Origin of the sequence: Cohnella ginsengisoli, from assembly GCF_029525555.1 — a bacterium.
GTDB classification, from domain to species: domain Bacteria; phylum Bacillota; class Bacilli; order Paenibacillales; family Paenibacillaceae; genus Cohnella; species Cohnella ginsengisoli.
In genome coordinates this window covers 1,215,290-1,239,932 of sequence record NZ_JAPDHZ010000003.1, presented here as the reverse complement: position 1 = coordinate 1,239,932, position 24,643 = coordinate 1,215,290, and the positions used below count along the sequence as shown (strand labels likewise).

21 protein-coding genes and 2 pseudogenes are annotated in these 24,643 nt (G+C 55.4%); 15 read left to right on the top strand and 8 right to left on the bottom strand.

Annotated elements, in window-relative coordinates:
* Window positions 1-113: 113 nt before the first annotated feature.
* From OMP38_RS17000 to OMP38_RS16980, 5 genes are all read left to right on the top strand, one after another.
* Window positions 114-638 (top strand): hypothetical protein, encoded by a 525-nt coding sequence (locus OMP38_RS17000; protein ID WP_277566185.1) that lies wholly within the window; start codon window positions 114-116, stop codon window positions 636-638.
* On the top strand, window positions 538-3,261 hold the full coding sequence (locus OMP38_RS16995; protein ID WP_277566184.1) for a hybrid sensor histidine kinase/response regulator: 2,724 nt from the start codon (window positions 538-540) through the stop codon (window positions 3,259-3,261). The genes OMP38_RS17000 and OMP38_RS16995 overlap by 101 nt, the downstream gene beginning before the upstream one ends.
* Window positions 3,258-4,388 (top strand): response regulator, encoded by a 1,131-nt coding sequence (locus OMP38_RS16990; RefSeq protein WP_277566183.1) that lies wholly within the window; start codon window positions 3,258-3,260, stop codon window positions 4,386-4,388. The genes OMP38_RS16995 and OMP38_RS16990 overlap by 4 nt, the downstream gene beginning before the upstream one ends.
* A 149-nt stretch (window positions 4,389-4,537) precedes the next feature.
* Complete coding sequence (locus tag OMP38_RS16985) at window positions 4,538-5,179, top strand: S-layer homology domain-containing protein (RefSeq protein WP_277566182.1); 642 nt, start codon at window positions 4,538-4,540, stop codon at window positions 5,177-5,179.
* A 34-nt stretch (window positions 5,180-5,213) separates the two neighbouring features.
* Window positions 5,214-8,369 carry an S-layer homology domain-containing protein gene (locus OMP38_RS16980; RefSeq protein ID WP_277566181.1) on the top strand — a complete coding sequence of 1,052 codons (3,156 nt, stop codon included), beginning with the start codon at window positions 5,214-5,216 and terminating at the stop codon, window positions 8,367-8,369.
* Window positions 8,370-8,744: 375 nt separating this feature from the next.
* On the opposite strand, the gene OMP38_RS16975 is transcribed toward OMP38_RS16980, so the two are convergent.
* From OMP38_RS16975 to OMP38_RS16960, 4 genes are all read right to left on the bottom strand, one after another.
* Entirely contained in the window at window positions 8,745-9,218 is a 474-nt protein-coding gene (locus OMP38_RS16975) for a hypothetical protein (RefSeq protein ID WP_277566180.1), read from the bottom strand.
* A gap of 1,149 nt (window positions 9,219-10,367) precedes the next feature.
* Window positions 10,368-10,943, bottom strand: coding sequence for a hypothetical protein (locus OMP38_RS16970; protein WP_277566179.1), 576 nt, complete (start codon window positions 10,941-10,943; stop codon window positions 10,368-10,370).
* Window positions 10,944-11,225: 282 nt separating this feature from the next.
* Window positions 11,226-12,233: an N-acetylglucosamine kinase gene (locus OMP38_RS16965; RefSeq protein ID WP_277566178.1), complete on the bottom strand. Its 1,008-nt coding sequence runs from the start codon at window positions 12,231-12,233 to the stop codon at window positions 11,226-11,228.
* 14 nt (window positions 12,234-12,247) lie between these two features.
* Entirely contained in the window at window positions 12,248-13,012 is a 765-nt protein-coding gene (locus OMP38_RS16960) for a DeoR/GlpR family DNA-binding transcription regulator (RefSeq protein WP_277566177.1), read from the bottom strand.
* A gap of 203 nt (window positions 13,013-13,215) precedes the next feature.
* Between OMP38_RS16960 and OMP38_RS16955 the strand changes: the two genes are divergently transcribed.
* The 5 genes and pseudogenes from OMP38_RS16955 (at window position 13,216) to OMP38_RS16935 (ending at window position 16,510) form a co-directional block, all read left to right on the top strand.
* Window positions 13,216-13,971 carry a sugar isomerase domain-containing protein gene (locus tag OMP38_RS16955; RefSeq protein WP_277566176.1) on the top strand — a complete coding sequence of 252 codons (756 nt, stop codon included), beginning with the start codon at window positions 13,216-13,218 and terminating at the stop codon, window positions 13,969-13,971.
* Between the two features lies 1 nt (window position 13,972).
* Window positions 13,973-14,242, top strand: a complete 270-nt coding sequence (locus OMP38_RS16950) for an SIS domain-containing protein (protein ID WP_277566175.1) — start codon at window positions 13,973-13,975, stop codon at window positions 14,240-14,242.
* Window positions 14,199-14,714, top strand: coding sequence for a sugar isomerase domain-containing protein (locus tag OMP38_RS16945; RefSeq protein WP_277566842.1), 516 nt, complete (start codon window positions 14,199-14,201; stop codon window positions 14,712-14,714). Before OMP38_RS16950 ends, OMP38_RS16945 begins: the two co-directional genes overlap by 44 nt.
* Before the next feature lie 17 nt (window positions 14,715-14,731).
* On the top strand, window positions 14,732-15,868 hold the full coding sequence (locus OMP38_RS16940) for a beta-galactosidase (protein ID WP_277566174.1): 1,137 nt from the start codon (window positions 14,732-14,734) through the stop codon (window positions 15,866-15,868).
* A 206-nt stretch (window positions 15,869-16,074) separates the two neighbouring features.
* A pseudogene (locus OMP38_RS16935) lies at window positions 16,075-16,510 on the top strand (HEAT repeat domain-containing protein).
* 90 nt (window positions 16,511-16,600) lie between these two features.
* Here the strand turns inward: OMP38_RS16935 and OMP38_RS16930 are convergent.
* The 4 genes from OMP38_RS16930 to OMP38_RS16915 form a co-directional block, all read right to left on the bottom strand.
* Window positions 16,601-18,196 (bottom strand): response regulator, encoded by a 1,596-nt coding sequence (locus tag OMP38_RS16930; protein WP_277566173.1) that lies wholly within the window; start codon window positions 18,194-18,196, stop codon window positions 16,601-16,603.
* On the bottom strand, window positions 18,181-18,948 hold the full coding sequence (locus OMP38_RS16925; protein WP_277566172.1) for a sensor histidine kinase: 768 nt from the start codon (window positions 18,946-18,948) through the stop codon (window positions 18,181-18,183). The genes OMP38_RS16930 and OMP38_RS16925 overlap by 16 nt, the downstream gene beginning before the upstream one ends.
* A complete protein-coding gene (locus OMP38_RS16920) occupies window positions 18,899-19,714 on the bottom strand; it encodes a PDC sensor domain-containing protein (RefSeq protein ID WP_277566171.1) in 816 nt (271 codons plus the stop codon). Before OMP38_RS16920 ends, OMP38_RS16925 begins: the two co-directional genes overlap by 50 nt.
* A gap of 634 nt (window positions 19,715-20,348) precedes the next feature.
* Entirely contained in the window at window positions 20,349-20,606 is a 258-nt protein-coding gene (locus tag OMP38_RS16915; RefSeq protein ID WP_277566170.1) for a hypothetical protein, read from the bottom strand.
* A gap of 59 nt (window positions 20,607-20,665) precedes the next feature.
* Between OMP38_RS16915 and OMP38_RS16910 the strand changes: the two genes are divergently transcribed.
* From OMP38_RS16910 to OMP38_RS16890, 5 genes and pseudogenes are all read left to right on the top strand, one after another.
* Window positions 20,666-21,718 (top strand): ABC transporter substrate-binding protein, encoded by a 1,053-nt coding sequence (locus tag OMP38_RS16910; protein WP_420869666.1) that lies wholly within the window; start codon window positions 20,666-20,668, stop codon window positions 21,716-21,718.
* Between the two features lie 79 nt (window positions 21,719-21,797).
* A complete protein-coding gene (locus OMP38_RS16905; RefSeq protein ID WP_277566168.1) occupies window positions 21,798-22,670 on the top strand; it encodes a carbohydrate ABC transporter permease in 873 nt (290 codons plus the stop codon).
* Between the two features lie 22 nt (window positions 22,671-22,692).
* Window positions 22,693-23,514 carry a carbohydrate ABC transporter permease gene (locus OMP38_RS16900; protein ID WP_277566167.1) on the top strand — a complete coding sequence of 274 codons (822 nt, stop codon included), beginning with the start codon at window positions 22,693-22,695 and terminating at the stop codon, window positions 23,512-23,514.
* A gap of 51 nt (window positions 23,515-23,565) precedes the next feature.
* A complete protein-coding gene (locus tag OMP38_RS16895) occupies window positions 23,566-23,766 on the top strand; it encodes a hypothetical protein (RefSeq protein WP_277566166.1) in 201 nt (66 codons plus the stop codon).
* Window positions 23,767-23,794: 28 nt separating this feature from the next.
* Window positions 23,795-24,583 (top strand): annotated as a pseudogene (locus OMP38_RS16890) (family 43 glycosylhydrolase); the annotation flags it as partial.
* Window positions 24,584-24,643 lie beyond the last annotated feature (60 nt).

The window sequence follows — 24,643 nt, the reverse complement described above, 5'->3', positions numbered from 1 at the left end:
GAATGGGTCGCATTGTCGGTAAATCGCACAAAGGGAAGGGGATTGTCGAATCTGGGCGAATATTAACGATAAGACGTTAAAATAGAAGCGGGTATCTTTGGTGGAATATGAAAATGGGACGGCAAACGGTTACGATGCGAAAACAATTGACGGTATTGCTCGGCATGATCGGTGTATTTACCGTCGTGTCATCGCTATTTATTTATGAGTGGCTCAAACCCACGTTTCAGTACCCCGAAGCGCGAGCAGGGGTGTTGGACGCCAGGGAATGGAGTTTTGCGAAGCAGGGGATCGTGCCGCTGCGCGGAGAGTGGGAGTTTTACGAGAACAAGCTGCTGACGCCGCAGGACTTTCTCGCAAATGGCAAGGCACTCGAGGCAGAGCGCCGAATCGTTCGCGTGCCGGGCGGCTGGAAAAGTTCCGGCACCTCCGGCAGCGGTTACGGCGCGGGGACGTATCGCCTGCGCATCGCGGTGAGCGACCCGAATTTTTATAGCTTCAGAGGCAAAAAAGATTCGCTTGTCCAGCCGCGTCTACATGAACGGAGCGGACCTTGGCGGTACCGGCAATCCCGCTCTGTCGGCGGACCGGTTCGTACCGAGCAACCTTCCGTTTATCGGTACGATCAAAGCGGATAACGGTACCGTCGATATCCTCATTCAGATCGCCAGCTACCGCTACATGGAAGGCGGACTGGTGCAAGCGCCGGAATTCGGTCTGATGGACGATGTATGGGCCAGACGAGATAACGCGCGGCTTGCGGATATGATCGTCATTACCACGATGCTCGTATTCGGCATTTATTTCGCAGGTACGTTCAAGCAATGGAGGAAGGAGCCTTATCTCCTCTTTTTCAGTCTGTTCTGCCTGTCGTTGGGGTTGTTCTTCAGTTTCGACAACGAGATCGTCATGGCGTCCATGTTTCCCGCGATGTCCTTCCTATTTTTGCAGAAGATGCTTTTTATTCTGCCTTACGTTTCGATCCTGTCGTTTGCGCTCTATGTCTATTTGTACCTGGACTATAAGGGAGGCTGGGAATACAAGTGGCTGAGCCGGGTTTCCATTGCGTTTCTGGCCGTGCTGACCGTCATTCCGAACGCCTATTTAGTTCATATTCTTTGGCTGGGGATCGCCCTTCATATCGCCGCCTTCGCTTTCGTGATCCGCTGGATTTTCCGTTACCGGAACAGCGGGGTTCAGGTTTACTATATTTTGACGGGATTATTTTTTCTTATTATCAGCTGGGTGTATGCGCAGACCCGCTATCAGTTGGCGTTGGACAACCCGTATTACATGATCGTCACGCCGCTGCTGCTCGTTCTATCGCAATCGTTCCTGATGTCGGACCGGGCTCGCGAGGCGTTCGTGCGCAACGAGCGATTGGCCGAGCAGCTCATTGCCTACGACCGCCAGAAAGACGAATTCCTCGTCCACACGTCGCATGAGTTCAAGACGCCGCTCCACGGCATCATCAATTTGGCGCAGGTTGTCATCGATCAGAGCGGCGCGGGGTTAACGAAGCGGCATCGCGAAAATTTGGATTTCATTATCGGCCAGGCGAACCGCCTTTCTACGCTGGTCAACGATATTATCGATTTTCAGAGCTTGCAGCGCGGCAGTCTGGCGTTCCACGACCGGCTTTTCGATATCGGCGGCACGGTGCAGGGGACGCTCGAAGCGCTTAAGTACATGCGCAAGAACGATCAGGTACGGCTCATCAATCGGGTGCCTCCGGGAACCCACTATCTGTTCACCGACGAGGACCGCCTGAAGCAGATTATCGTGAATCTGGTCGGCAATGCGTTGAAATATACGGAGCAAGGAAACGTCTCGATCGCCGCCGAGTCTCGAGAGGGCTGGCTGCATCTGACGTTTGCGGACACCGGCGCCGGGATGAGCGAAGAGAGGCAGCAGGGGCTTTTCAAGAATGACGCTTATGCAAGCGAAGGAGAACCGGCGGGTTCGGCATTCCAATCGTCCGGCCTGGGACTTAAGATCTCGAAGGCGCTTGCGCTGCAAATGAAAGGCGATCTGGCGCTGAAGCGCTCGGAGCCGGGAAAAGGATCCGCATTCGAGCTGCGGCTGCCGGAGGCGGATGCGGCGCAGCGGGAGACGGGGGCGGCCGCGGCACAAGTCGCTGCCGGTCCGGAGCTGCAGCCGTCGGCCGGGATGAGCCCGAAGACAACTGAAGAGACGCCGACGCATGAGGCGGTGCCATCCGGCAAGGTAAAGATCTTGCTGGTGGATGACGATGCCTCCAACATCAAGGTGCTTCAAGAGTTGTTTGCGCCCAGCCGGTATCGCCTTCTCGCGGCGAACAATGGAGCCGACGCGCTTAAGCTGATCCGGCAGCATCGCGGCGATCTGTCGCTCGTTCTGCTCGACGTGATGATGCCCGAGCTCTCCGGGTATGAGGTGTGCAGGCGCATTCGGGCGGAGTACCCGCTCTATAAGCTGCCCGTCTTGCTGCTCACGGTGCGCAACTCGCCGGCCGATGTCGCGATGGGCTTCGAGGCGGGAGCCAACGACTTCCTGGTGAAGCCGTTCAGCGGCAAGGAGCTGCTGGCCCGGGTCGAGACGCTGCTTCAATTAAAGGGAGCGGTCGAGCAGGCCATTCGCATGGAGACGCTGTTTTTGCAATCGCAGATCAAACCGCATTTTGTCTACAACGCGCTCAGCGGCATCATCTCGTTATGCTACAACGACGGCGCGCGGGCGGGCAAGCTGCTGGGCGAGTTCAGCAATTATTTGCGGCTCAGCTTCGATCTCGATCCCCGTCACGCCAAGGTCAGCCTGAAGCGCGAATTGTCGCTCACCAAGTCCTACATCGAGTTGGAAAAGGCTCGTTTCGGCGCACGTCTGCATGTGGAGTGGGATTCGGATGTCCAGGCGGAGCCGCTGATTCCGGCACTGACCCTGCAGCCGCTCGTTGAAAACGCGATACGCCACGGCATTATGAAGCGGCTGTCGGGAGGCACGGTGGTCATTCGGGCGAAGGTGGAGCGGGAGGGGGTGCGAATTGCCGTTCAGGACGACGGGGTCGGCATGACCGACGAGCAGTTGAATCGGATGCTGAAGCCGGAGCGGATGGATGGAAGCATCGGCTTGATCAACGTGCATAAGCGGCTGATGAATGAATATGGGCAAGGCTTGCGGATCGAGAGCTTGCAGGGCAAGGGAACAACGATCTCCTTCCTGATTCCTTCCCTCGCAAGGGCGGAAGAGGAAGATGCATGGGGAGAGGCGGGCGAAGGACGATGAGAGCCGTTATCGTAGACGACGAGCCGTTGGTTGCGGAGCAGATCGACCGGATGCTGGCCGGCGCCGGCGTGGCGGTGCTGGGCTGCTGCGCGAATCCGCACGAGGCGCTCGGAATGGCCAGAGCGCTGCAGCCCGACGTACTCTTTTTGGATATCGAAATGCCGGAGCTGAACGGACTTGAGATCGCGGAGCGGCTATATGCGGACAAACTCGACATGGAGGTCGTGTTTATTACCGCCCACAATCAATATGCCATCGATGCGTTCCGGGTCAATGCGCTCGACTACTTGCTCAAGCCGGTAATGGAAGAGGATTTGCGGCGTTCGCTGGAACGAGTCGCAAAAAGGCGGCAGCACCGCACAGGCGCCGCAGACGGCGGCGAGCAACGGACGGTTGCCGTAGAATTGTTCGGGCAGTTCGCGCTTTATTTGGACGGAAGTGCGGAGCCCGTACGCTGGGTCACTTCCAAGTGCGCGGAGCTGCTCGCTTATATGCTTCTTCAGCCCTGGGAGAAGGAAGTCAGCAAGTGGGATCTGTTCGAGGCGCTCTGGTCGAGCCAGAATGAGGAAAAGGCGGGCATCAATCTCCGAAGCACGGTGAGCAGAATCAACAAGACTTTACGGGATGGCGGCTCGGCGCTGGCGCTGGCTTCTGTGAAAAACGGCTACAGGCTGGTCTTGCCCGAAGAGGAGCTGGGGGTAGACGCGGTCGAATTGGAGCTGTTCGTGCTGGACGCCGTCGAGCCCGGGCCGGACAACCTGGCGCATATCGAACAGCACGTTCAGCGCTGCAGCCGACCGTTCCTGCAAGCGTTCGACGGCGCCTGGTGCGAGCCCTGCCGCAAGCAGTATCGCCAGTATTTTCTGCACCTGGGGAAAAAGCTGCTCTCGTATTACGATCGAACCGATACGGAGCCGCTCAAGACATTGCTGCTGGCCGAGCTGCTGATCGAACACGACCCTTACGACGAAGCGTTGCGGATGTCGGCGTTGAAGCTTCATCATCGCATCAGCGGCGTCCAACGCGCGGCCGCTTATTATGAGGGGTACGCCAAGTTGCTCCGTGCCGAACTAGGGACGTTGCCGGGCGGCACGCTGACCGCGTTTATTCGCGACTTAACTGAATGACTCTATTGCATGGAGGAACCTGCTTACCGAAGCGGGTTCCTTTTTTTTGTTTTGCAACAATTTTGCAACATCGCTCCCGCTATAATGACCTATGCATGTATCAGCATGAAGGCGAGTGAACAAAACAATGGCACGTACCGACCAAGATCGTGCTCGTCGATGGTCGGTACAATGGGAAAATCAACAGCCTAACCAACAGCACGTACGCGGTCGTTTGGCATCCGCTCGAATTTTCCGATGTCGCGAATCACTGGGCGAAAGCCGCCGTTAACGACATGGGCTCGCGGATGGTCATCGACGGTACGGGAGACGGGCGATTCAGTCCCGATCGAGCGATTACCCGAGCCGAGTTTGCAGCTATTGTTGTACGCGGATTGGGTCTGAAGTTGGAAAACGGGACGGCGGCATTCTCCGACGTGAAGGCATCGGATTGGTTCGGCGGCGCGATCGACGCGGCGTCCGCTTATGAACTGATTCGCGGTTACGAGGACGGCACCTTCCGGCCGAACGACGAGATTACGCGGGAAGAGGCCATGGCGATTGTGTCCAGGGCGATGGCGATCACCGGACTGAGGGCGAAGCTGCCTGCGCAATCGGACGATGCCATGCTTCGGTCGTATAAAGATGCGTCAGACGTGTCCGGCTGGGCGCGAAGCGGCGTTCAAGACAACGTGCAGGCCGGTCTTGTGTCCGGACGTGGTACCGCCTTGCTTGCGCCGAAGGCATCTATTACAAGGGCTGAGGTTGCCACCGTGATTCAAAGACTTCTGCAAGCTTCCGGGTTGATTTAAGGAAGGATATCGCTCAATAAAAAAGGAGACAACGATGAAATCTATGACGAACCAATCGAAAAAATGGGGAATTCTTTCAAGCTTGCTGGCCGTCACGCTGCTGATGCCGTCCGGATGGGGAGGCGGCAAAGCGTATGCCAGACCGACGCCGCAGGCTCCGGCTTACACCGGTTCTCTCACGTGGGTGAATTATACGGATCCCGCGTATCAATTGTATCCGCCTCAGCTTCCTGCGAATCCCGGTGATATCTACATTCCGTTGTTTATGGACATCGACAATGCCGATCATTTTTATATCTCCAAAGTACGGTCTCCGTTATCCCTCGGCAGCGTCAGCTCTCTTCATTCCGGCAAAATCGAGAAGCTGTCGGATAACGGTCAAACGTCAAGCGATATTACTTACGATTCCGGCGTGACGACGCCGATCGGCATCGCGGTGAATGACGCCGGCGATGTATACGTTGCCGACAATACTTGGTCGATGGGTACTTCTAATAACACGACCCCCAATACAGCCAGACTGTTGAAGTTGACTCACGATACCACCGCTTGGCAGTCGATCACGCCGCCGGGATTGAAGTATGCCATGGGCGTCGACGTAGACAAGCAAGGCAACGTATATGTGATCGACGGCAAATCCGACACCCAATCGACCGTTACGCCGCGCATTTGGAAATGGAATCAAGCCCAATCGACTTGGACGGATATCGCGACGAGCGCTGTCACCTATCCGATCGATATCGCAGTCGACAGCGCGGGAGACGTCTTTATCACCAATATGAAAATGAACCAGAGCAGCGGCACGACGAGTCCGTATCAGGTTCTCAAGCTGGCGGCGGGCGATACGAATTGGACGGATATTACGCCTGCGTCTTCGTCTTCCCCGAGCGCTGCGATTCCGTTTATGGCTTACGGAATCGGTATCGACAGGTACGATAACGTATGGGCAGCGAATATGGCAGGGCTCCAGGGCCTATCCAAAGTCATGAAGCTCGAAAGCGGCGGCGGCTCCGGGGATTGGGCGGAGATCGGCATCCTTTCGAATGCATCTAACCTCTATCAAATTTTTGACGTCGCGGGCGACAGCGCCGGCTATGTTTACGGAACCAACTATTTAGCGGGCAATATCTCTACGCTGAGAGCGGCTCTCGTCTATGACGGCAACGGCGGCACAGGCATGTCCCTGGCGGCGACGCCCGAAGGTTACCTGCCGAACGAAACCGCGATCGTGGCCGATCAAGGCGACCTGGCCAAACCGGGATATGTGTTCAAAGGCTGGAGCTCGCAGGGCGGTACCACTGTCGAATATGCGCCCGGCGACACGATCGTGATGACCCAAACGAAGGTTCTCAGCGCGGTATGGGGGCTCCCTGCCGCCATAACGAGCATTAAATTGGATAGCGCCGCCTATTCGCTGAACGTCGGCGGGACGCATCAATCGGCAGCGACCGCCGTCTATGACGACGAAAGTACGAAGGCGCTGAGCTCCGGCGTGACCTACAGCTCCAGCCATTCGGAAGTCGCCACGGTTGACGCTTCGGGTATGGTGACGGCGGTCGCGGCCGGCGAAGCGGTGATCACGGCCCAGTACGGCAATTATCAGGCTCAGGCGACCGTGACGGTCAGCGACACGCCGCTCCCTCCTGCCATAACGGGCATTACGCTTGATAGCTCCGATTATTCGCTGGATGTCGGAAGCACGCACCAATCGGCAGCGACCGCGGTCTATGCCGATGACAGCACATTCGTGCTGAGCGCCGGCGTTGCCTACAGCTCCAGCCATACGGAAGTCGCTACGGTTGACGCTGCGGGAATGGTGACGGCGGTCGCTGCCGGTCAAACGGTCATTACCGCCGTTTACGGCGATTACCGGGCCGAAGCGAACGTAACGGTCAACAATGCGCCGCAGTTGCCTTCTTCGTCGACGACACCGGCGAACCCGGGCGTCGAGATCTGGGTAGACGGCGTGAAGCAGGATCAACTGGCGACTTCTCAGCAGCAAACGCTAGGCGGCCGTACCGTCACGACGGTTAAGCTGGACAACCAGAAGGTGCTGGACAAGCTGTCGCGGGAAAACAACAAGCTGTTGACCATTCCGGTCGGCGGTAGCAGCGACGACGTCATCGGCGAGCTGAACGGAAGCGTGGTCAAGGCGCTGGAGGCCAACGCTGCGCAGCTTCAAATTCAAACCGGCAAAGGCACGTATACGATCCCGGCATCCCTGATCGATATCGGCGGACTGTCCGCGCAGCTTGGTGCAGGCACGAACCTTCAGGATATGGCGATCCGCATTCAAATTTCCGCATCGTCCGCCGATAAGACGGCTCAAGTGCGGGAGGCTGCGAAGACCGGGCAACTTCAAACGATCGGAAATCCGGTAGACTTCGAGATTACCGCTGTCTACGGTTCGCAGACCGTTCCCGTGAACAAGTTTAACGGATACGTCGAACGGAAAATCGCGATTCCGGACGATGTATCGCCAAGCGGCATCACGACGGGCGTCGTGCTGACTGACGACGGAGCGCTGCATCACGAGCCGACGGTCGTCGTACAAGAGAACGGCAAATATTACGCGAAAATCAGCAGCTTGACCAACAGCACCTATTCCGTCATTTACAATCCTCGCGCAATGGAGGACGTGAGCGCGCATTGGGCGAGCGCCGAAGTGAACGACATGACTTCACGTCTCATCATCGAAGGCGTAAGCGACAAGGAATTTATGCCTAACGCGGCGATTACGAGAGCGGAATTTGCGGCGATCGTGACGCGGGGGCTTGGGATTCAACCGAAGAACTATACTGGCGGTTTTTCGGACGTTGCGTCAAGCAGCTGGTACGCGGGAGCCGTTCAAGCTGCGGCCGACTATGACCTGATCGACGGATATGTCGACGGGACGTACCGTCCGAACCGGAACATTACGCGTCAAGAAGCGGTGGCCGTGCTGATTCGTGCGGGTGCGATCGCCAAGCTGGACGCCTCGCTGACGACGGATGAAGCGAATCGTTCGCTGAGCGCCTTCGCCGATGGCGGCGACGTGCCAAGCTGGGCGCGTTCCTCTATCGCTAGCGCTGTAAACCTGAACCTCTTGAAGGGACGGGGCGGCAAGCTTGATCCAGAAGCCAATCTCACGCGCGCGGAAGCCGCCGTGATCGTACGCCGACTGCTTCAGGCCGCCGATCTGATCCATTAAGCGCAAAAGCTGAAACAACCTCGTTTCCGTTATTATCGGAAGCGGGGTTTTTCGCTTGGCTGTTCTTCAGGGCGCTTCTTGGCAGCAGGCTGCCCCTTATAAGGCTGGAACCTGGCTCGGACAAGCTGGTTCGTTGCCGGCAACCAAGAGCAAGTAGGACGATCGTCTCCGCGCTAATAGAAAGGAATAGAAAGTAAAGCTGAACAGACGCGCTGAAGAGACGCCGGGATTCCCACGCGTCTCTTTGCGATTGCAGTACAGTGCAGAACAGAAATCAAACGCTTCTTCGCTTGACCGGCCGGGTTACCCGTTTTACGGATTTGGGGAGCGGATATACTCTCGCTTTTTCGACATACGTAACGCCGGCGTATTTTTTTAAGCTCCAATTTTAAACTTGGCGAATCGCTGTTCGGATTTTTTTACTAGCCAATGGTAGATCCATACTTCGTTCGGAGGCAGGTTTCCGTTTTTGATCGGACAGAGCAATCTGCCGTTCTTCACTTCCCGTCCTGCGGGGAATGCGGGCGATGGCGTCACTTTGAATTTGACGGCAACGCAGGATCCGGCCGGGATCGCGGGCGAAGGGATCGATCCGGTGCAGCGCCCGTTCTGGTCGCTTTTATTAAATGGCGTTTTACGGATTTCAATAGGCGTGACCGTGATCAGTTGGCGAAAAAGATGCCCCGTTTTCCTGTCGATGTTGTAATGCAGGATGGTAACCGGCCCATTATAAGTTTTAGGATCCAGACTGCTAGGCGCAACGAGAACGCCGTCATGAACGGTAGCCGGCGCCCCCATCGTAGTGAGATATAAAATGCCCACGCAATCTCCAGCCTTGATGGCAGCCAAATGCACCACTCCTCATTCGTTGATCCTAAATCATATGAGGTTGGCCGCAAGAGGCTTGTGTATATGACATAAAGATGCCGTATAAATTTGAAGACAGGCCGCGCTGTTTCACGTATAGAGATAGGCAGATGCCGTTGCGGCGCCTATCTCCGGTTCATACGATGGGCACAGACGAACAGAAAGGAACGTGATTCCTATTGCGTTTAAAATCCCGGGCGACGATGAATGCGGCATCGTTGTTCCAAACCTCCGCGCGGCGTCTTCGATGCCAGGTGCGGAAGTTGAAAAATCCGAATGAATTCACGTTCGTTTTTATGGGCGACGGCTGGGCGGGGGACGGTCAAGCGAGCAATACCATTTTTGGGCTGGCTCTGTCGGCAGTCCGTTCCTTGAAAAAGAAGCCGTTATTTATATTGCATAGCGGGGACGCGGTATTTACGGGGACAGCCAAGGAATTTAAAACGGGAGGAATCTACACCGACAAACTTCCCGTCAAAAGTCTCCTTCAACTGATTCAAGATCCGAAAAAAAGGCGTGCCCGACATCCCTTTTTTTTATCACGCCGGGCAACCACGATCGGACCGGCATCAACGGACCGCTGAAAAATTTCCGAACCTTTATCGGACCTACGCGATTCGGAATCAACCTGCCGCGCATCAAAACAACGATCATCGGTCTTAACAATATTCGGCAATTGGGTCTGGATAAAAATAACGAGCCGATTTATGGTTTCCCGCCAACGGAATTGAACTTCCTGAACAGGAAGCTGAAAAAGGCATCGAAAAACACGCTTGTGCTGATGCACGTTCCGCCCAGAATCGGAAAGTGGGGGGAACCCGAACTATTTTAAGGATCCCGAATCGACCTTCGGCAATCAGAACGGGCAATTGACGCGATTTCTGAATACGATCCGCGGCAAGGCAGGTCACGTTCTGCTCGGTCATGTACACGCTTTTGATTCGTTGACCTTCCAGGGAACTCGCTACGTCATATCCGGAGGAGCGGGAGCGCCGCTCGTGAAACAGGGGTTTTTGAAAGGAACGCGGACGCCAATATTCCACATCGTGGAGTTCACCGTGCGTAACGGGATCGTCGTTAAACGGCGCGTCATCCCGATCGGGTATACGGCTTGACTTGTTGACGCGGACGTCAGGTCGGGAATCTGATCAAAGGCTCCGTTCGAATATAATAATTCGCTCTTACTTCTGCCGCCCAGTTTGCAAAAACTTCTCTCCATTGAACGCTGCCAAAAAACTGATCGATGGACTGATTGTCTGAATCCCACTCGACCAGAATATTGAGCGGCGCGACGCCTCCTTGCCATAATCCATTATTTACATCGGTCCCCTTTTCCCGTACCAATAAGATGGGAAGACCGAATTGAAAAGCCATTGATGGTTCGATTTGTAGAAAAACGGAACCTTGCCAAAACGGATTCGCGGCAGGCGGTTGTCCCGCGTTGGTTTTCAAGACTTGAACGAAAAATCTTCGGAAGTCGATTGCCAGAAGTCCGTAGCTGGATAGGACTAAACGGCGAATGTTGGTTAGGACGGTTTCGGGGTATTGCTCGCTGTCGGGCAACGTTCGCGGGAAAAGCAGAGCGTCCTCGATTTCCAAAATGAGACGGTTCAAAAATGATTGCTGCAGATTGTTTAACGTACCCGTCGTGCTTAAAAAAATCGGAATTCGAAAAGCGCGATCGACGCATTTTTCCAATCCGGCCATTGCATTTTCTCCTCTGTTCGAAAGGGGGGCAAAGGAGGCCTCGCCTGGCTTAGAATCTTGGGGTATTCTTCGGCCATGCTTAAGCCGGGGAGTTTTTTTAAAGGGATGCGCCGGTATTTTTCCTTCAAATTTTGATTTTTCATTTCAGGACTCCTCTATACGAATTGAAATCGACCACAGTATATGTGCATTCGCCCACACCTGTTAACGTCCGGTCAGTAACTTGTAGGAGACATGTAGAATGGACCTGATGACGTCTGTCACCAGGTCCATTCAATCTGTTTATAAAGCTTGGGCAGCTTCGCCGGTCGAACCGCAATCCGCATACAGGCAGGGAAATGCGAAGTCGCCGTACGAAGCTTGCTCGAGCTGTCTGGTATCCACCCCCAATTCCTCCAGCCCAAGCAAGATACCTCCGATGACGGGGTCGAACTTCGGCGGGAGGATGACGACGTGCGGGTAACTTGCCTGCACGCGCCGGCCGAACGCCTGGAAGAGCAGCGGGCTTGACTTCCATACGCCACCCGATACCGTAAGCGGCAATTCTTGCGCGTTGGTCTTCCCGATTAAGTGAACCATTTGATCGGCGAGTTGTCCGGCGGCGTCGTTCAGGATACGGACGGCGACCTCGTCGCCCGATGCGGCGCATTGCCCGACGAGCGGGCAGAGTGAGGCGACAATCGTGCGCTGCACGTTCAATTTCATCGCATAGAGCTTGATCATCACGTCCAACAGGCGGGGAAGATGCCAAAGGCGCAGAATATGCTCCAATAGCATCGTGGGCGGACCGCGCCCATCCGTCATGAGGGCGCAAGCCGCCAACGCCTGCTGGCCGATGTACGTCCCCGAGCCCTCGTCTCCGATCATGGCGCCCCAGCCGCCGACAGCCGAAAAACCGTCGCGATTGCGCACGCCGGCGAACGATCCGGTGCCCGCCAGCGCGAGGCTCCCATGCCGCTCTTGGATGGCGCCGAACAGGGATAACGTAAATTCGTCCGAGATATGAAGGGCCGTATTCCCGCCGACAAGCGTGTCCAGCGCTTGTTCGACGATCTCGATCTGAAGGACGGGCATCGCGGAATATACCGTGGAGAGGTCTGAAGCCGCGATTCCCGCGGACGCTAGCGCGTCGGCAACGCCCAAGCGAATCGCGGACTGAATTTCTTCAACGCTATCGAACTGGGAGTTCGTCGAGCCCGCGATCGCCCGGCCCACCAGCTTCCCTCGTTCGTCGGCGATCAGGCAGCTAAGCTTCGTGCCGCCCCCATCCAACGATGCGACATATCTCATCGGACATCCTCCGCCTACGTCAGGTTAGCGACCCGAATATCGATTCCTTTCTGCTGAAAAAGGCTGTTGAACGGCGCTGTCAGGGCTTGGTTTGTGACGACGTGCTGAACCTTGTCGAAGCTGCTGATGCTGAAGACGACGTTCTCGTTATTGAACTTGCTATGATCCGCGAGCACGACAACCTTGTCGGCGGACGCGATCATTTTGTGGCGAATGGCCGCTTCCTGCACGATATTGTCCCGCAGCCCTTCCGGCAAGATGCCTTTCGGCGCGATGAAGGCTTTGCTCACCCTTAGCTTCGACACCATCTCTTCGGCGAAGGGGCCGACGAACGATTGGGTGTACGGATTCAAGGTGCCGGATATGCCGATCACCGTTCCGTTCCGATATTCCTTCAGCTTGTCGAAGATCGGGATGGAATTCGTAATGACCGTCACATGGCTCATCTTGGCAATCGCGTCGGCCAGCAGGATAGTCGTCGAGCTGGAATCGAGGAAGAGGCTGTCGCCCTCTTCGATCAAAGCGGATGCCTCATGCGCAATCGCGGCTTTTATATCGCTCAATAATCGGGATGTTGTAGAAAGCGGCTGCACGTCTTCTCTGAAGATGGACGCGCCTCCGTAGTTTTTCGTAATCTTGCCTTGCTGCTCCAGCAGCTTGAGGTCGGACCGGATGGTGACTTCGGATACCTGGAACATACGGCTTAGCTCGGCAACCGAGATGAATTGACGATCCTGGGCCAGCTTATAGATCTCGTCTCTTCTTTGCGAAGCGAACATCGTCGATCACTCCTTGCGCGAGGCGATATACAGGCGGATGTAGGATAATTTTATATTAAAACCTTACGATTAACAATGAAAACGAAATAAATATAAAAATTGACAGTGTAAAAGCAGGGAAATATAATAAAATCGTTAAATAACGAAAGAAAATGAAAGCACTTGGTCTATTTCGAATTTTTATTTTGTTCTGAGGGAGGCGTATGGTTATCCTTGCACAACCGTTCGATCTCAAACAAGTTTACTTTCAAAAGATTAATGAATTAATACAACGGGTGGAGGAAACGCAAAGTACGGCGATCGATCAGGCGTCGGCACTCATCGCTGCGGCAATCGAGCAGGGAAAAGGCATTCACGTATTCGATACCGGCCACATGCTGGACAGCGAATTGATCGATAGAGCGGGAGGGTTATACAGCTTCAAACGGCTCTCCATGAAGTTCGAAATGAACAACGACGTCCGCAAGCGCCCCCAGGACGGGGAGAAGGACCGCAACCTTGAAGGTCTCATGAAGCATGCGTTGAAGTCGAGCAACGTCCATCCCGGCGATGTCCTTGTCATCGGCAGCGTATCGGGCAAAACCGTATTTCCCGTCGACCTCGCGTTCGAAGCGCGGCGGTCGGGCGTCACGGTCATCGCCCTCACGAGCCTGTCTTACTCGCGGCTCTTGAAGAGCGACCATTCCAGCGGCAAAAGGTTGTTCGAAATGGCCGACCTGGCGATCGACAACTGCGCGCCTGCGCTGGATGCCATGATCGAGGTGCCGGATATGGACGCGCCGATCTGTCCGGCATCCGGCATCTCGTCGGCCGTCATCATGTGGGCGATCGAAGCCAGGACGGTTCAGATCCTCCTGCAGCGAGGGATCAAGCCGACCGTGCTCAAGTCGATTAATAACCCTGGCAGCGACAAGTTTAACGAAACGCAGAGGCAGCGTTATCAAGAGACGGGACATTGAGATGGACCCGATCTCGGAATACTGCCAAAGCGTCGCCGAGGCGGTACGGCGGATTCAGAGCGAGCAGCGCGATGCGATGACCGCCGTCGCGGCGCTGCTCGCGGATAAGGTAGAGAGCGGACGATCGATTTATATGACGGGCTGCAGCCATTCCAGCCTGTTCGCCCAGGAAGCGTATTACCGGGCCGGCGGTTTTTTTGCTCATCAATCCGATTTTCCTGCCCGGCATGACGCTCGACGTTCGTCCGGTGACGCTCACGAGCCGATATGAACGAATATCGGGAATTGCGGAGGCTGTTTTGTCGGACTCGCCGATCGAATCCGGGGACGTATTGATCGTCGCTTCGGTGTCGGGACGCAACGACGTTCCCGTAGAGATGGCCTTATGGGCGCGGGAGAGAGGAATTTCCGTCATCGCGTTAACTTCGATGGCGTACTCCCAAGCCGTTGCCAGCCGGCATGCCAGCGGACATCGCCTGTACGAGATCGCGGATTTCGTCTTGGATCTGATGTGTCCGGAAGGAGACGCGGTATTGGAGCTCGCGGGACTGCCGGTCAAGACGGGAGCCATCTCCACGGTTACCGGCATTACGATCATGCACGCGGTCATCTCGGAGACGCTTCGGCTCCTGGTCGAACGCGGCATGACGCCGCCGGTGTTCATGTCGGGCAATCGGGATGGCGGCGACGCCTATAACCAAGCGCTGCTTGCGCAGTACCGAACGCAAATTCACTATATGTAGGCAGGGGGGATCAGGACATGGGCAAGGCTTCTTTTGTCGGCGAACAATCGTTTCCGGTCGGGATGTGGGTGCCGCCTCCGGCTTCCGAGATTTCGGTCGAGCGTTATAAAGAAATACGCGACGGCGGCTTTACTTTCGTCATCGGATTCAGGGAGATCGAGGATGGCGAGGAGACGGTCATCAAGGCGCTCGATTGCGCCCAGGCGAACGGCCTCAAGTACCTGGTCAGCGACCCGCGCGTGAAAAACCTGGCCTTGTCCGAGTTGTCGGAAATGGGGCCGCTCGTCGCCCCGTATGCCGGGCATCCCGCCTATATGGGGCATTTGTTCTTCGACGAGCCGGGCGCCGAGGAATTCGAACGGTTGGCCGCGCTTGCCGACAGCTACTACGCCCATGTGCCCGACGGCCTGGCGTACGTCAATTTGCTGCCGACGTATGCGAAGCCCCCGATGTGGGGGACGGATACTTACGCGGACTATTTGGAGCAATTCCTCAGCACGTTTAAGCCCAAGGTGTTGTCGTACGACCATTATCCTTTGCTCATGAACAAGAACAAGCCGGATTATTTTAGTAACCTGTGGTCGATTAGCGAAGCTTGCCGCCGGCACGGCGTGCCGTTTTGGCTGTTCATTCAGACGCTGTCGTTCAACGGCAAGTACAGGGAACCGAATGAGGCGGAGCTTCGTTGGCAGGTCAATCTGAGCCTTGCGTTCGGCGCGGTGGGGATCCAATACTTTACCTATTGGTCGCCCGAGGATTGGAATAACGAGACCTTCGGGGAAGCGCTCATCCGCAAGGACGGCTCCAGAACCGAACAATACGAAAGGGTAAAACGAATAAACAACGAGCTTGCCGTCGTGGGTCCGGTTCTGCAGGCTTTGCAGCCGGAAGGCATGCTCGTATGCGGGGACAAACCGGAGGGCGTCGAACGCGTCTTGCCGTCCTTCGGACCGGTAATCGCATTGGAAGGAGACCCGGTCATATCGGGTTGTTTCTCCGCCGACGGACGGCCCGATGCGTTGTTCGTGGTCAACCGCAGTCACGACGATCCGGCCGAAGCCGTCATCGTCTTTGATCAGGCACCTGCGGTGACGATTCGCCTTGAGCCGGGCGAAGGCAAGCTGGTTCGGCTGCGGGGAGCGGACGGCGTGTAAGGCACGGATGGAGAGCATGAGCGCATAATAGCATGAGAGCATGAGAGCATGAGGCGTCCCTGACGGGGCGCTTTTTGGTTGCCGGCAGAGATGAGTGGAAAGTTGGGCAGGGCGCAGCGTGTTGCTTGTTAGAAATGAAGCCTATACTATATAGAATGGATGCGTATCACAATGCGCGAACAATCATAAGGACGGGATGGATTCGATTGAGCATAGATGAAGTAAAGAATGAGTTGCCTCCGAATTATGAAGAGCTGAAGGGATCCGCGAATCGAACGTCCAGCTGGAGAGAACGTTTGAACGCCGTGGAGGAGCTAGGTCGGTGGAACACCCCTAAAACGATCGACGTGCTCAAACACAGGTTGAATAACGACACGGTCTATCAAGTTCAAGAGGCGGCATATCATAAGCTCAAGCAATTGGGCGAAGACGTTCAACCGCCGACGAGGAAAAAAGGCGACCTGATAAAAGGCGTTACCAAAATTCTGGTGCGAATTAAGAAAAGCTTGCCGGCAGGTCACTCCTTCGAAGAATTTAAAGAGAAGCTAAAAAAAGATGAGGCTCGACGTCTACGATGCTTACGAAGGCGAAAGAGGCGCGGACTTTGATACGTGGCTTGAAAAAGTGTGGGCTTCGTTATGACTCGTCAACATCGCTCCAAACCTTCCGACCAGGTTCACTCGGAAGGTTTTTTAATGCAGAGAGACTTCGTCCCTCAGCTCATATATACGTTCACCTTATACTTCTTCGGACTAACCCCCCGTATACTTCGTGAACACATGCGTGAAGTAAGCCGGCGTATCGATCCCGACGGCGCTGGCGACTTCGGATACTTTTTTTGGAAGGGTCCTTCAGCAATCGCTTGGCGATCTCGATCCGGTGCTTGTTGATCGCGTCGACGATGGATTCGCCGGTCTCCCGCCTGTACAGGCGGCTGAGATAGCTGCTGTTGACGTGGATATGGTCGGCGATGATCTGCAGCGTCAGATTCCGGTTGAAGTTCTCGCGGATAAACTTCTGCGTCTCGATGACGATATAATTGTGCGGCCTGTCGCTGGATAGGACGTCCGAGAGCTCGACGATAAGTTTCTCGACGATATGCAGCAGGCTATGGATGCTCTTGCTCTCCTGGATTTGCTTGTAGAGAGAGGATTCGTCCCCGGCCTGGATCGAAGCCGCCGGCTGCCCGGTCTCCAGCAGCTTGAAGCAGTACGTGCCGATCAGCAAGCACGCGGCTTTGATGTTCTGAACCGGCTCTTTGGCGAGCCTGTACTTGTCCATCCATTGGTTCAATCGCTGGATGGCCGTGTCGTATTGTCCGGCTTGCAGACATTCGTTGACCTGCTGGGCGACATTATACGGTCTGGCTTCGATCGCCGGGACGCGTTCGGAGCGGGGCGCATAGACCGATACATGATTTTCGTTGTAAAAGCTGCCCTCCATGGCCTGACAGGACTCCGCGTAGGCGGAGGCGAGGGTCGTCACGTCCCGATGCATGCCGCTGATGCCGATGCTGACGGAGAAGCGCATGAAGCTCTCGGCCATGAGCAGAATCTCGTCGCAGGTCTCGGCGAGCGTTCGGAGGCAGTCGTCGGGCCGGCGACCCGGGTAGGACACGATGGCCGACAGCGAATGGGGATTGAGTACGAGCATATCGTGGGGATCCGCTTGAAAAGCGAGAGATAGATACTGCTGAATGGCGTCGGCAAATTTGTGGAAGTCCTCGGAGGCAGCTATGTCCGTCTCGCGGAGGTCCGAGCCGTCATGAATCTCGACGTGAACGATAAAGTAATCGGCCAGCTGAACGCCAAGCTCGCGGACGCCGTTCAAGAGCGCCGCCTGATCGGCCACGATGCCGCACAGCGCGTCCTTTAGAAACTTCTCGCGGACTTCGCTTCTGCTGTCCTCGATCATATTCTCCAGCTGGATCAGCTTCCGCTCGCGGTCTTTTTCCTTCAGCAGCAGCTGCTTGGCTTTGCGGATGGCATCCGGGATTTTCTCGCTCGGATTGGTCTTCACGACGAAGTCGACGGCCTGGTATTGGATGGCGGATTGCGCGTACGTAAAATCGGCGAACGCCGTGAGCAGGATCACCTTGATATGCGGATCGTTCTCGTAGACGAAGCGCGTCAGCTCAATCCCGTCCATGCCGGCCATGCGAATATCCGTCACGATGATGTCCACTTGATGCGCGTCAAGCAGCTTCACGGCCTCGAGACCGTCGCCGGCCTCGCAGACCACCTCGCAATCCAGCGCGGCCCAATCGATGAAGCAGATGAGTCCCTTTCGAATGACCGCTTCGTCATCGACGATCATGACTTTATACATAGGACAATTCCCCCCCGATCTGCAGGTATGCGAACCGTTACTTTGGAGCCTTCGTTCATACGACTCTCGATATCGATGCCATAGGCATCTCCGTAGATCAGCTTGATTCGCTTATTGGTGTTGTTCAGGCCGATATGGTGATGTCCGGGCTTTTTCTTGGCAGCGCTTGGCGCAGGGTCGCCGTCCATCAAGCCGCCTTCGAATCCCAGCCCATTGTCGGTGATCTCGAAGAATATCGTATCGTCTTCCCTGCGAATACGGAGGGTGAGCGTGCCTTTGCCCACTTTTTTCTCAAGTCCGTGTACGATGGCATTTTCCACGAGAGGCTCGATGCTGAGCTTGGGCAGCCGCAGGTCCAGAATCGACTCGTCCTCGACTTCGATCGCGTATTCGAATTTATCGTCGAACCTTTCTTTCTGGATGTACAGGTAGAATCGGATGAACTCCAGCTCCTGGCGAATCGGAATCATGTCCGAGCCGCCGGAATAGATCCCTGCCTGCAATAGCTCGGTCATGGCGGTCACCATCTTGTACACCGTCTCGTCCTTGGACAGCCGGGCTTTGTAGCCGATCGTGATCAGCGTGTTGAACAGGAAATGGGGATTCATCTGCGACTGCAAAAATTTGATCTCCGATTCCTTCACGAGCAGCTGCTTCTCGTATACCTCCCCGATCAGATGCTTGATCTCGCCTGTCATTTTATTAAAGGTGCCGCTGAGCAGATTGAGCTCGATATCTTTGTAAGACGGCATGACGGTGTTGTAGTCGCCCTGCTTGACCTTGTTGAAGCTGTGAAAAAAGGTCGCGGATGAACCGGGTAAAGCGAAGCGATATCAGAATGCCCGCCGCCGTGGACACGGAAGCGATGAGCATAATGATCCATACGTAATTCCGGATGCTGTCGGACAATTTGGAGAGGATCTGCTTTTTGGGAATGCCGACGATAAACGTCAGTTCGGTGCCGCCGATGCTTTGCGACGCGAATATGTAGGGCTGTCCGTCCAGGTTGACATCGTTCACGGTCGTGCTGTCTTTGAGCTGCAAGATCGACGGTTGAACCTGGCGCCCGAGCTGACGCTTATCCGAGCTGGAGTACACGAAGCCCCGATTGTCGATGATGTAGGCCATCGAACCCGGAAAGCCGATGAGCTCCGCGTATTTGGCGGACAAGTCCGCCTCGCTGGTACCGAAGATCAGGACAAGACGCTGCGTCGGAATGTCGATATTCGATACGATGCGAGTGAAGTAAAGGGTCGGATCGCCGGCGCTGGGCGGCAGAATCTCCTTTCCCCTCACTTTGTTTTTGCTAACCGTCCGGTATACGCTCAGATTATGTTGGTTGGTCTGCTCGATATTAGGCTGCGACTTCAGGACGGAGATGAAGTTATCCGCGTCAAAAAAGACATAGGCTGTCGACAGCAGGCTGATATTCCAGGCATTGTTGAACATGAGGCTGTACTTGAGATCCTCCTCGATCTCGCTCTTGTTCAGGAACTTTTTTATAAAAGTCGTCGCCAAGGGAAACGTCCTCGACGGACCAGGTTCTGACCGCTTTGTTGGATAGGAAATGCAGGGACGTATTATCGATGATTTGAAAGGAGTTTTCGATATTGTCGTTGGTCTGATGAATGAGCTGGGATAAATTCTCGTTCGCGTTCTTGGTCAGCATATAAGAGATGCTCCAATGAAAATAAAAGCCGGCCAAGGTCATCGGAAGGAGAATGAGCAGAAAAACGGCAGCGATGATTTTATGACGGATCGGAATTCTCGCCAGCGCATTCAATTGTTGTAAGGGTTTACAATTACGGACATTCGGCATGATGACTGCTCCTCGGCGAACGATACTGAAAGCAAAGCTATTATAATACCATTTGCGCTTCTCCGGATAGGAGAACGTGGTCCATTGGGCCGCGTAGCGGACAGGAAGTCAAAAAAAACATAAGAAAGATAAAAATAACGGCAGAAAAGCCGTGCCGGCCTCTCCGCTTGGATCCTTCCCGGCGCAAGGCATCAAAATAACGCAACACATGATGTCGAAAATCGATTCCCCTTATGTCTTATAATGAGCTCGTAGCGCTACGAGGAGAAACAAGCAAGCGGTTGCAATAGGCATCGGAAATTCTGGAGGGGGAAGAAAAGTGAAAAAAACGATCTATAAAACGGGCGCCGCCATGGCAGGCGCAGCGGTGCTGCTGGCGTCCGTGACGGCATGCGGCTCCAACTCTTCGTCGGGCAACAATGCGCAATCGTCCGCCAGCCCGGCGGCTTCGTCGTCCGCTTCGGCGACGGCTTCGGCGCAAGCGAGCGAACAGACGGCTTCGAAGGCGCCGGTCAAGATCAAGTATTTGACATACCGGGTCGGCACGCACGCTTCGGCCAAGCTGGAAGCGGAGCAGATCAAGCAGTTCAACGAGAAGTACGGCAAGGAAGTCGAAGTACAAGTCGAAGAGATTCCGAGCGATTCGGCTTATGAAGATAAGATCAAGATTCTGGCGGCCTCGGGGGGACATTCCCGACGTGGTCATGGGCAAGAACGGGATCAACGATATTCTGATCAAAGGCAATCTTGCAACCCCTTTCAACGATTACCTCAGCCAGGATCCCGAATGGGCGAAGGAGATCGGCGACGAGGCGCTTGCCGCCAATACCCGCGACGGCAAAGTCTGGTCGATCAGCGACCAGAAGCAGACGGTCGGCTATTTCTACAACAAGGAAATGTTCGACAAGGCCGGCATCAAGCCGGCGCAGACCTGGGACGAGTTCATGAGCAACAACGAGAAGCTCAAGGCTGCAGGCTTCGTGCCGCTGGCGCTGATGACGGGCGAAAATGCGTGGACGACAAACCTGATCCTGGCTTCGATCGTAGGCACCAGCGGGGATGCGGGCAACAAGTTCATGAACACGCTGCACCCGTCGGATTTCAATACGCCCGAGATGATCGGCGCGCTTAATCAAGTAAAAACGATGCTGGAAAAATACACGACCAAGGACGCGCTTGGCGCCGGTTACGCGAACGCGGCCAACAACTTCTGCCAGGCCAAAGCAGCCATCATCGCGAACGGGCCTTGGATGATCGGCGACTTCAGCGATACGACGAAGTGCGCCGCGGGCTTCGACCAGAAGGTCGGCATCGCCGCCTTCCCGGGGAACGGCATGATCTCTTCCTATGAAGTCGGCTACATGAACGGCGGCAAGACGCAGGAGACGCGCGACGCGGCCGAGAAGTTCATTCGCTTCAAGACGGGTCTCGAAGGACAGCGGATCGCGCTCGAATTCGGCAACGTCGTGCCGGTATCCGATCAGGTGCAGCCGTCCGAAGCGCTGAAGCAGAAGTATCCGCTGCTGGTGGAGTCGATCGAGGTCGGCAACCAATCGCAGGTGCACTACGGCTCGCTCGATTCTATCGTTTATCCGAATGTGACGGACGCGTGGAAGCTGCTGTATCCGGAGCTGGTATTCGGCAAGTCGACCGCCGAGGAGATCGCCAAGAAGTTGACCGACATCGCCGCCAAAAACAAATAATTGGCGCAGGAAGCCTGAATCGCGATCGTACGCTCCCGGTTGGCCGGGGGCGTCCGATCGCCCGAAAGGATTTTGAAGAATGACGAATTATAAAGGCTATATCACGCTGTTTTTGTTGCCGACGATCGCGCTTTTTATGCTCGTTTATGCCGTATCCATCGTCATTTTGTTCGGCACTTCGTTTACCGAGTGGTCGACCGGCTTGAAGCCGGCGTTCGTCGGTTTCCGCAATTTCATCGATATGTTCGCGAAGGATACGAGCTTCAAGGAAGGCTTCTGGAACACCGCTATATGGGTGCTGCTGCAGTCGACGCTTCACGTGCTCATCGGCCTCGTATTCGCCATCATCCTGAACATGAAGGAGTTCTATTGGAAGTTTGCCAGAACGGTATTTATGTTTCCCAACATCATCTCGGGGGCGGCGGTCGGCATGCTGTTCCTGTGCATGCTCAATCCCAACTTCGGCGCGGTCAACAGCATCGTCCGGCTGTTCGGCGATTCTGAATACGCGCAGAACTGGTTCATGGACTACGCGACGGCGTTCCTGTCCGTTACGATGACCTGGCTGCCCTATGCGGCCGTCGTGACGATCCTGATCCTGGCGGAGATCGCGGCGATCCCGGACAGCCTGTTCGAATCGGCCCGAATCGACGGCGCCAGCGAGCTGAAGATCAACCTGTTTATCGTCATCCCCATGCTTCGCAACATCATCGGCACCTGCGTCATTCTCGCCGGCACAAGCATGCTGCAGAAGATGGATATCATCATGATGACGACCGGCGGCGGTCCGGGCAATACGACGCTGAACTTGCCGATGTACATCTACAAGACCGCCATGATGGACAACAACTTCGGCTATTCGAATGCGGTGGGCGTCTTCCTCATCGGCTTCGGCATCGTCTTTGTCCTGCTGGTCCGCTATTTATTCAGAATAGGCAGCTCTTCCACGTGAGCGGGTCGATTGGAGTAATCGAATGAAAATCGCATTGGCTATCTGCAAGTATTTGTTCGTTTTCGTTATCGTGCTGCTCTCGCTCGGCCCCTTTTTGTGGATGTTCATGGCTTCCTTCAAGACGAATGCGGAGATTTTGACCAATTCGCTTGCCTGGCCTTCCCACTTTCGCTTCTCGAATTATTCGATGGCCTTCAAGATCGCGCCGTTATCACGCTTCTACATAAACAGCGTGATCGTCGGCATCCTCGGAACCGCCGTTAACCTGCTGATCCTGGGCATGTCCGCCTATGTGCTGGCGCGGTTCCAATTCCGCGGGAAGAAGCTGCTGACGGTCCTGCTGTCTTTATCGCTGCTCATTCCGGGCGCCGCGATGCTCCAACCGCTCTACCTGACCGTGAATACGATCGGACTGTACGACAAGCTGATCGGACTGATCATCGTATATGCGGGGTTCGGCCTGCCAGTCTCGTTATATATTTTATCCAGCTACTTCCTCACGATTCCGAAGGAAATGGAAGAATCGGCTTATCTGGACGGCGCGGGGTTCATCCGCACCTTCTTCAAGATTATTCTGCCGATCTCGCGGCCGGGCTTCGGTACGGCGGCCGTACTGCAATTTCTGCTCTGCTGGAATGAATTCCAGTTTGCGATCATCCTCACGACAGGCAACCAGAGCCGGACGCTGCCGCTGGCGCTTTATTACTTCAAGAGCCAGTTCGCCAGCGACTACGGCGTCATGTTCGCCGCCACGATGGTTGTCATCCTGCCGAGCATCCTGGTCTACATCCTCATGCAGCGACAGGTCATCTCGGGGCTCGCGGCGGGCGCCGTCAAGGGCTAATCGCCGACCCGACCGGCAACGGTCAAAAATAAGAGAGAGAAGGAGATTTCGATGCGGAAAATCAGTTTGACGATGCTAGCCTTGACGATCGTCCTTGGATGGTTGCTGCCGAACGCCTCTTATGCCGAGGTCACTTCCAACTACCAGAACCCGCTCACGGGCGGGGCCGATCCGACCATCGCGCGGGCTGCCGACGGCTATTACTATTCGGCTTCTTCGGGCGATAACAATATTACCTTAAAAAAGACATGAAACCCTTCTCGGCGTAGCCACCGCCAAAAGTAAAATGGTGTGGAAAAAGCCGGATAACTTCGGGTATGTGTGGGGCCCGTACATCTATCGGCTGGACGGAAAATGGTATATTTACTTTTCCTCCGGTCCCGAGAACAGCTTCGGATACGGACATCCCAGCTCCTATGTGCTGGAGAACCCGTCCTCCGACCCTTTCGAAGGCACCTGGACGCTAAAAGGAGAGTCCGCGAACGCGGACGAAGACGGACAGGCGACGACAAAGCAGGGGCTGCTGAATACGCAAGGCTACGGCCTGGCGTGCGGCGTGGTCACCTTGAACGGCGAACCATACTTCACGTATACGAAATACTATTATTTCGACGACCCTAAAAATCCCGGCAACCTGAAGTTCGACGAGAGTCCGACGATCGTCAAGATGAAGAACCCGTGGACGCTCGAAGGCGACGAGACGACGGTCGCCATGCCGCAGTACGACTGGGAAAAAAAGAACGATAACATCAACGAAGGCGCCGCGGTCGTCGAGCGAAACGGCAAAATCTATTTTGCTTATTCCGCGAGCAGCTTCATGAACGATAACTATGCGGTCGGCGTCTCGGTAGCCGATGCGTCCTCCGATATTACGAAAGCGGAATCATGGATCAAACACCCTGTTCCCGCCCTGAAAAGATCGGATGAAAACAGCTCCTACGGACCGGGCTCGCCGCTATTTCTCAAGTCCGAGGACGGTACGGAGGATTGGATTCTGTACCACGGCATACCGACGCACGGACAGGGCGGAGGCAACCGCGGCATCCGGGCCCAGCAGATTCATTGGGACGACGACGACTTTATCAATCTCGGCATTCCGTCCAATCCCGGCACGGTGCTGGGCAGACCT

Bases quoted from the DNA above. Each gene is read 5' to 3' on its own strand.
- OMP38_RS17000 (WP_277566185.1), top strand. From the start codon at position 114: ATGGGACGGCAAACGGTTACGATGCGAAAACAATTGACGGTATTGCTC.
- OMP38_RS16995 (WP_277566184.1), top strand. From the start codon at position 538: ATGAACGGAGCGGACCTTGGCGGTACCGGCAATCCCGCTCTGTCGGCG.
- OMP38_RS16990 (WP_277566183.1), top strand. From the start codon at position 3,258: ATGAGAGCCGTTATCGTAGACGACGAGCCGTTGGTTGCGGAGCAGATC.
- OMP38_RS16980 (WP_277566181.1), top strand. From the start codon at position 5,214: ATGAAATCTATGACGAACCAATCGAAAAAATGGGGAATTCTTTCAAGC.
- OMP38_RS16970 (WP_277566179.1), bottom strand. From the start codon at position 10,943: ATGGCCGGATTGGAAAAATGCGTCGATCGCGCTTTTCGAATTCCGATT.
- OMP38_RS16965 (WP_277566178.1), bottom strand. From the start codon at position 12,233: ATGAGATATGTCGCATCGTTGGATGGGGGCGGCACGAAGCTTAGCTGC.
- OMP38_RS16960 (WP_277566177.1), bottom strand. From the start codon at position 13,012: ATGTTCGCTTCGCAAAGAAGAGACGAGATCTATAAGCTGGCCCAGGAT.
- OMP38_RS16955 (WP_277566176.1), top strand. From the start codon at position 13,216: ATGGTTATCCTTGCACAACCGTTCGATCTCAAACAAGTTTACTTTCAA.
- OMP38_RS16950 (WP_277566175.1), top strand. From the start codon at position 13,973: ATGGACCCGATCTCGGAATACTGCCAAAGCGTCGCCGAGGCGGTACGG.
- OMP38_RS16945 (WP_277566842.1), top strand. From the start codon at position 14,199: ATGACGCTCGACGTTCGTCCGGTGACGCTCACGAGCCGATATGAACGA.
- OMP38_RS16940 (WP_277566174.1), top strand. From the start codon at position 14,732: ATGGGCAAGGCTTCTTTTGTCGGCGAACAATCGTTTCCGGTCGGGATG.
- OMP38_RS16930 (WP_277566173.1), bottom strand. From the start codon at position 18,196: ATGTATAAAGTCATGATCGTCGATGACGAAGCGGTCATTCGAAAGGGA.
- OMP38_RS16925 (WP_277566172.1), bottom strand. From the start codon at position 18,948: ATGCCGTCTTACAAAGATATCGAGCTCAATCTGCTCAGCGGCACCTTT.
- OMP38_RS16910 (WP_420869666.1), top strand. From the start codon at position 20,666: ATGAAGATAAGATCAAGATTCTGGCGGCCTCGGGGGGACATTCCCGAC.
- OMP38_RS16905 (WP_277566168.1), top strand. From the start codon at position 21,798: ATGACGAATTATAAAGGCTATATCACGCTGTTTTTGTTGCCGACGATC.
- OMP38_RS16900 (WP_277566167.1), top strand. From the start codon at position 22,693: ATGAAAATCGCATTGGCTATCTGCAAGTATTTGTTCGTTTTCGTTATC.
- OMP38_RS16895 (WP_277566166.1), top strand. From the start codon at position 23,566: ATGCGGAAAATCAGTTTGACGATGCTAGCCTTGACGATCGTCCTTGGA.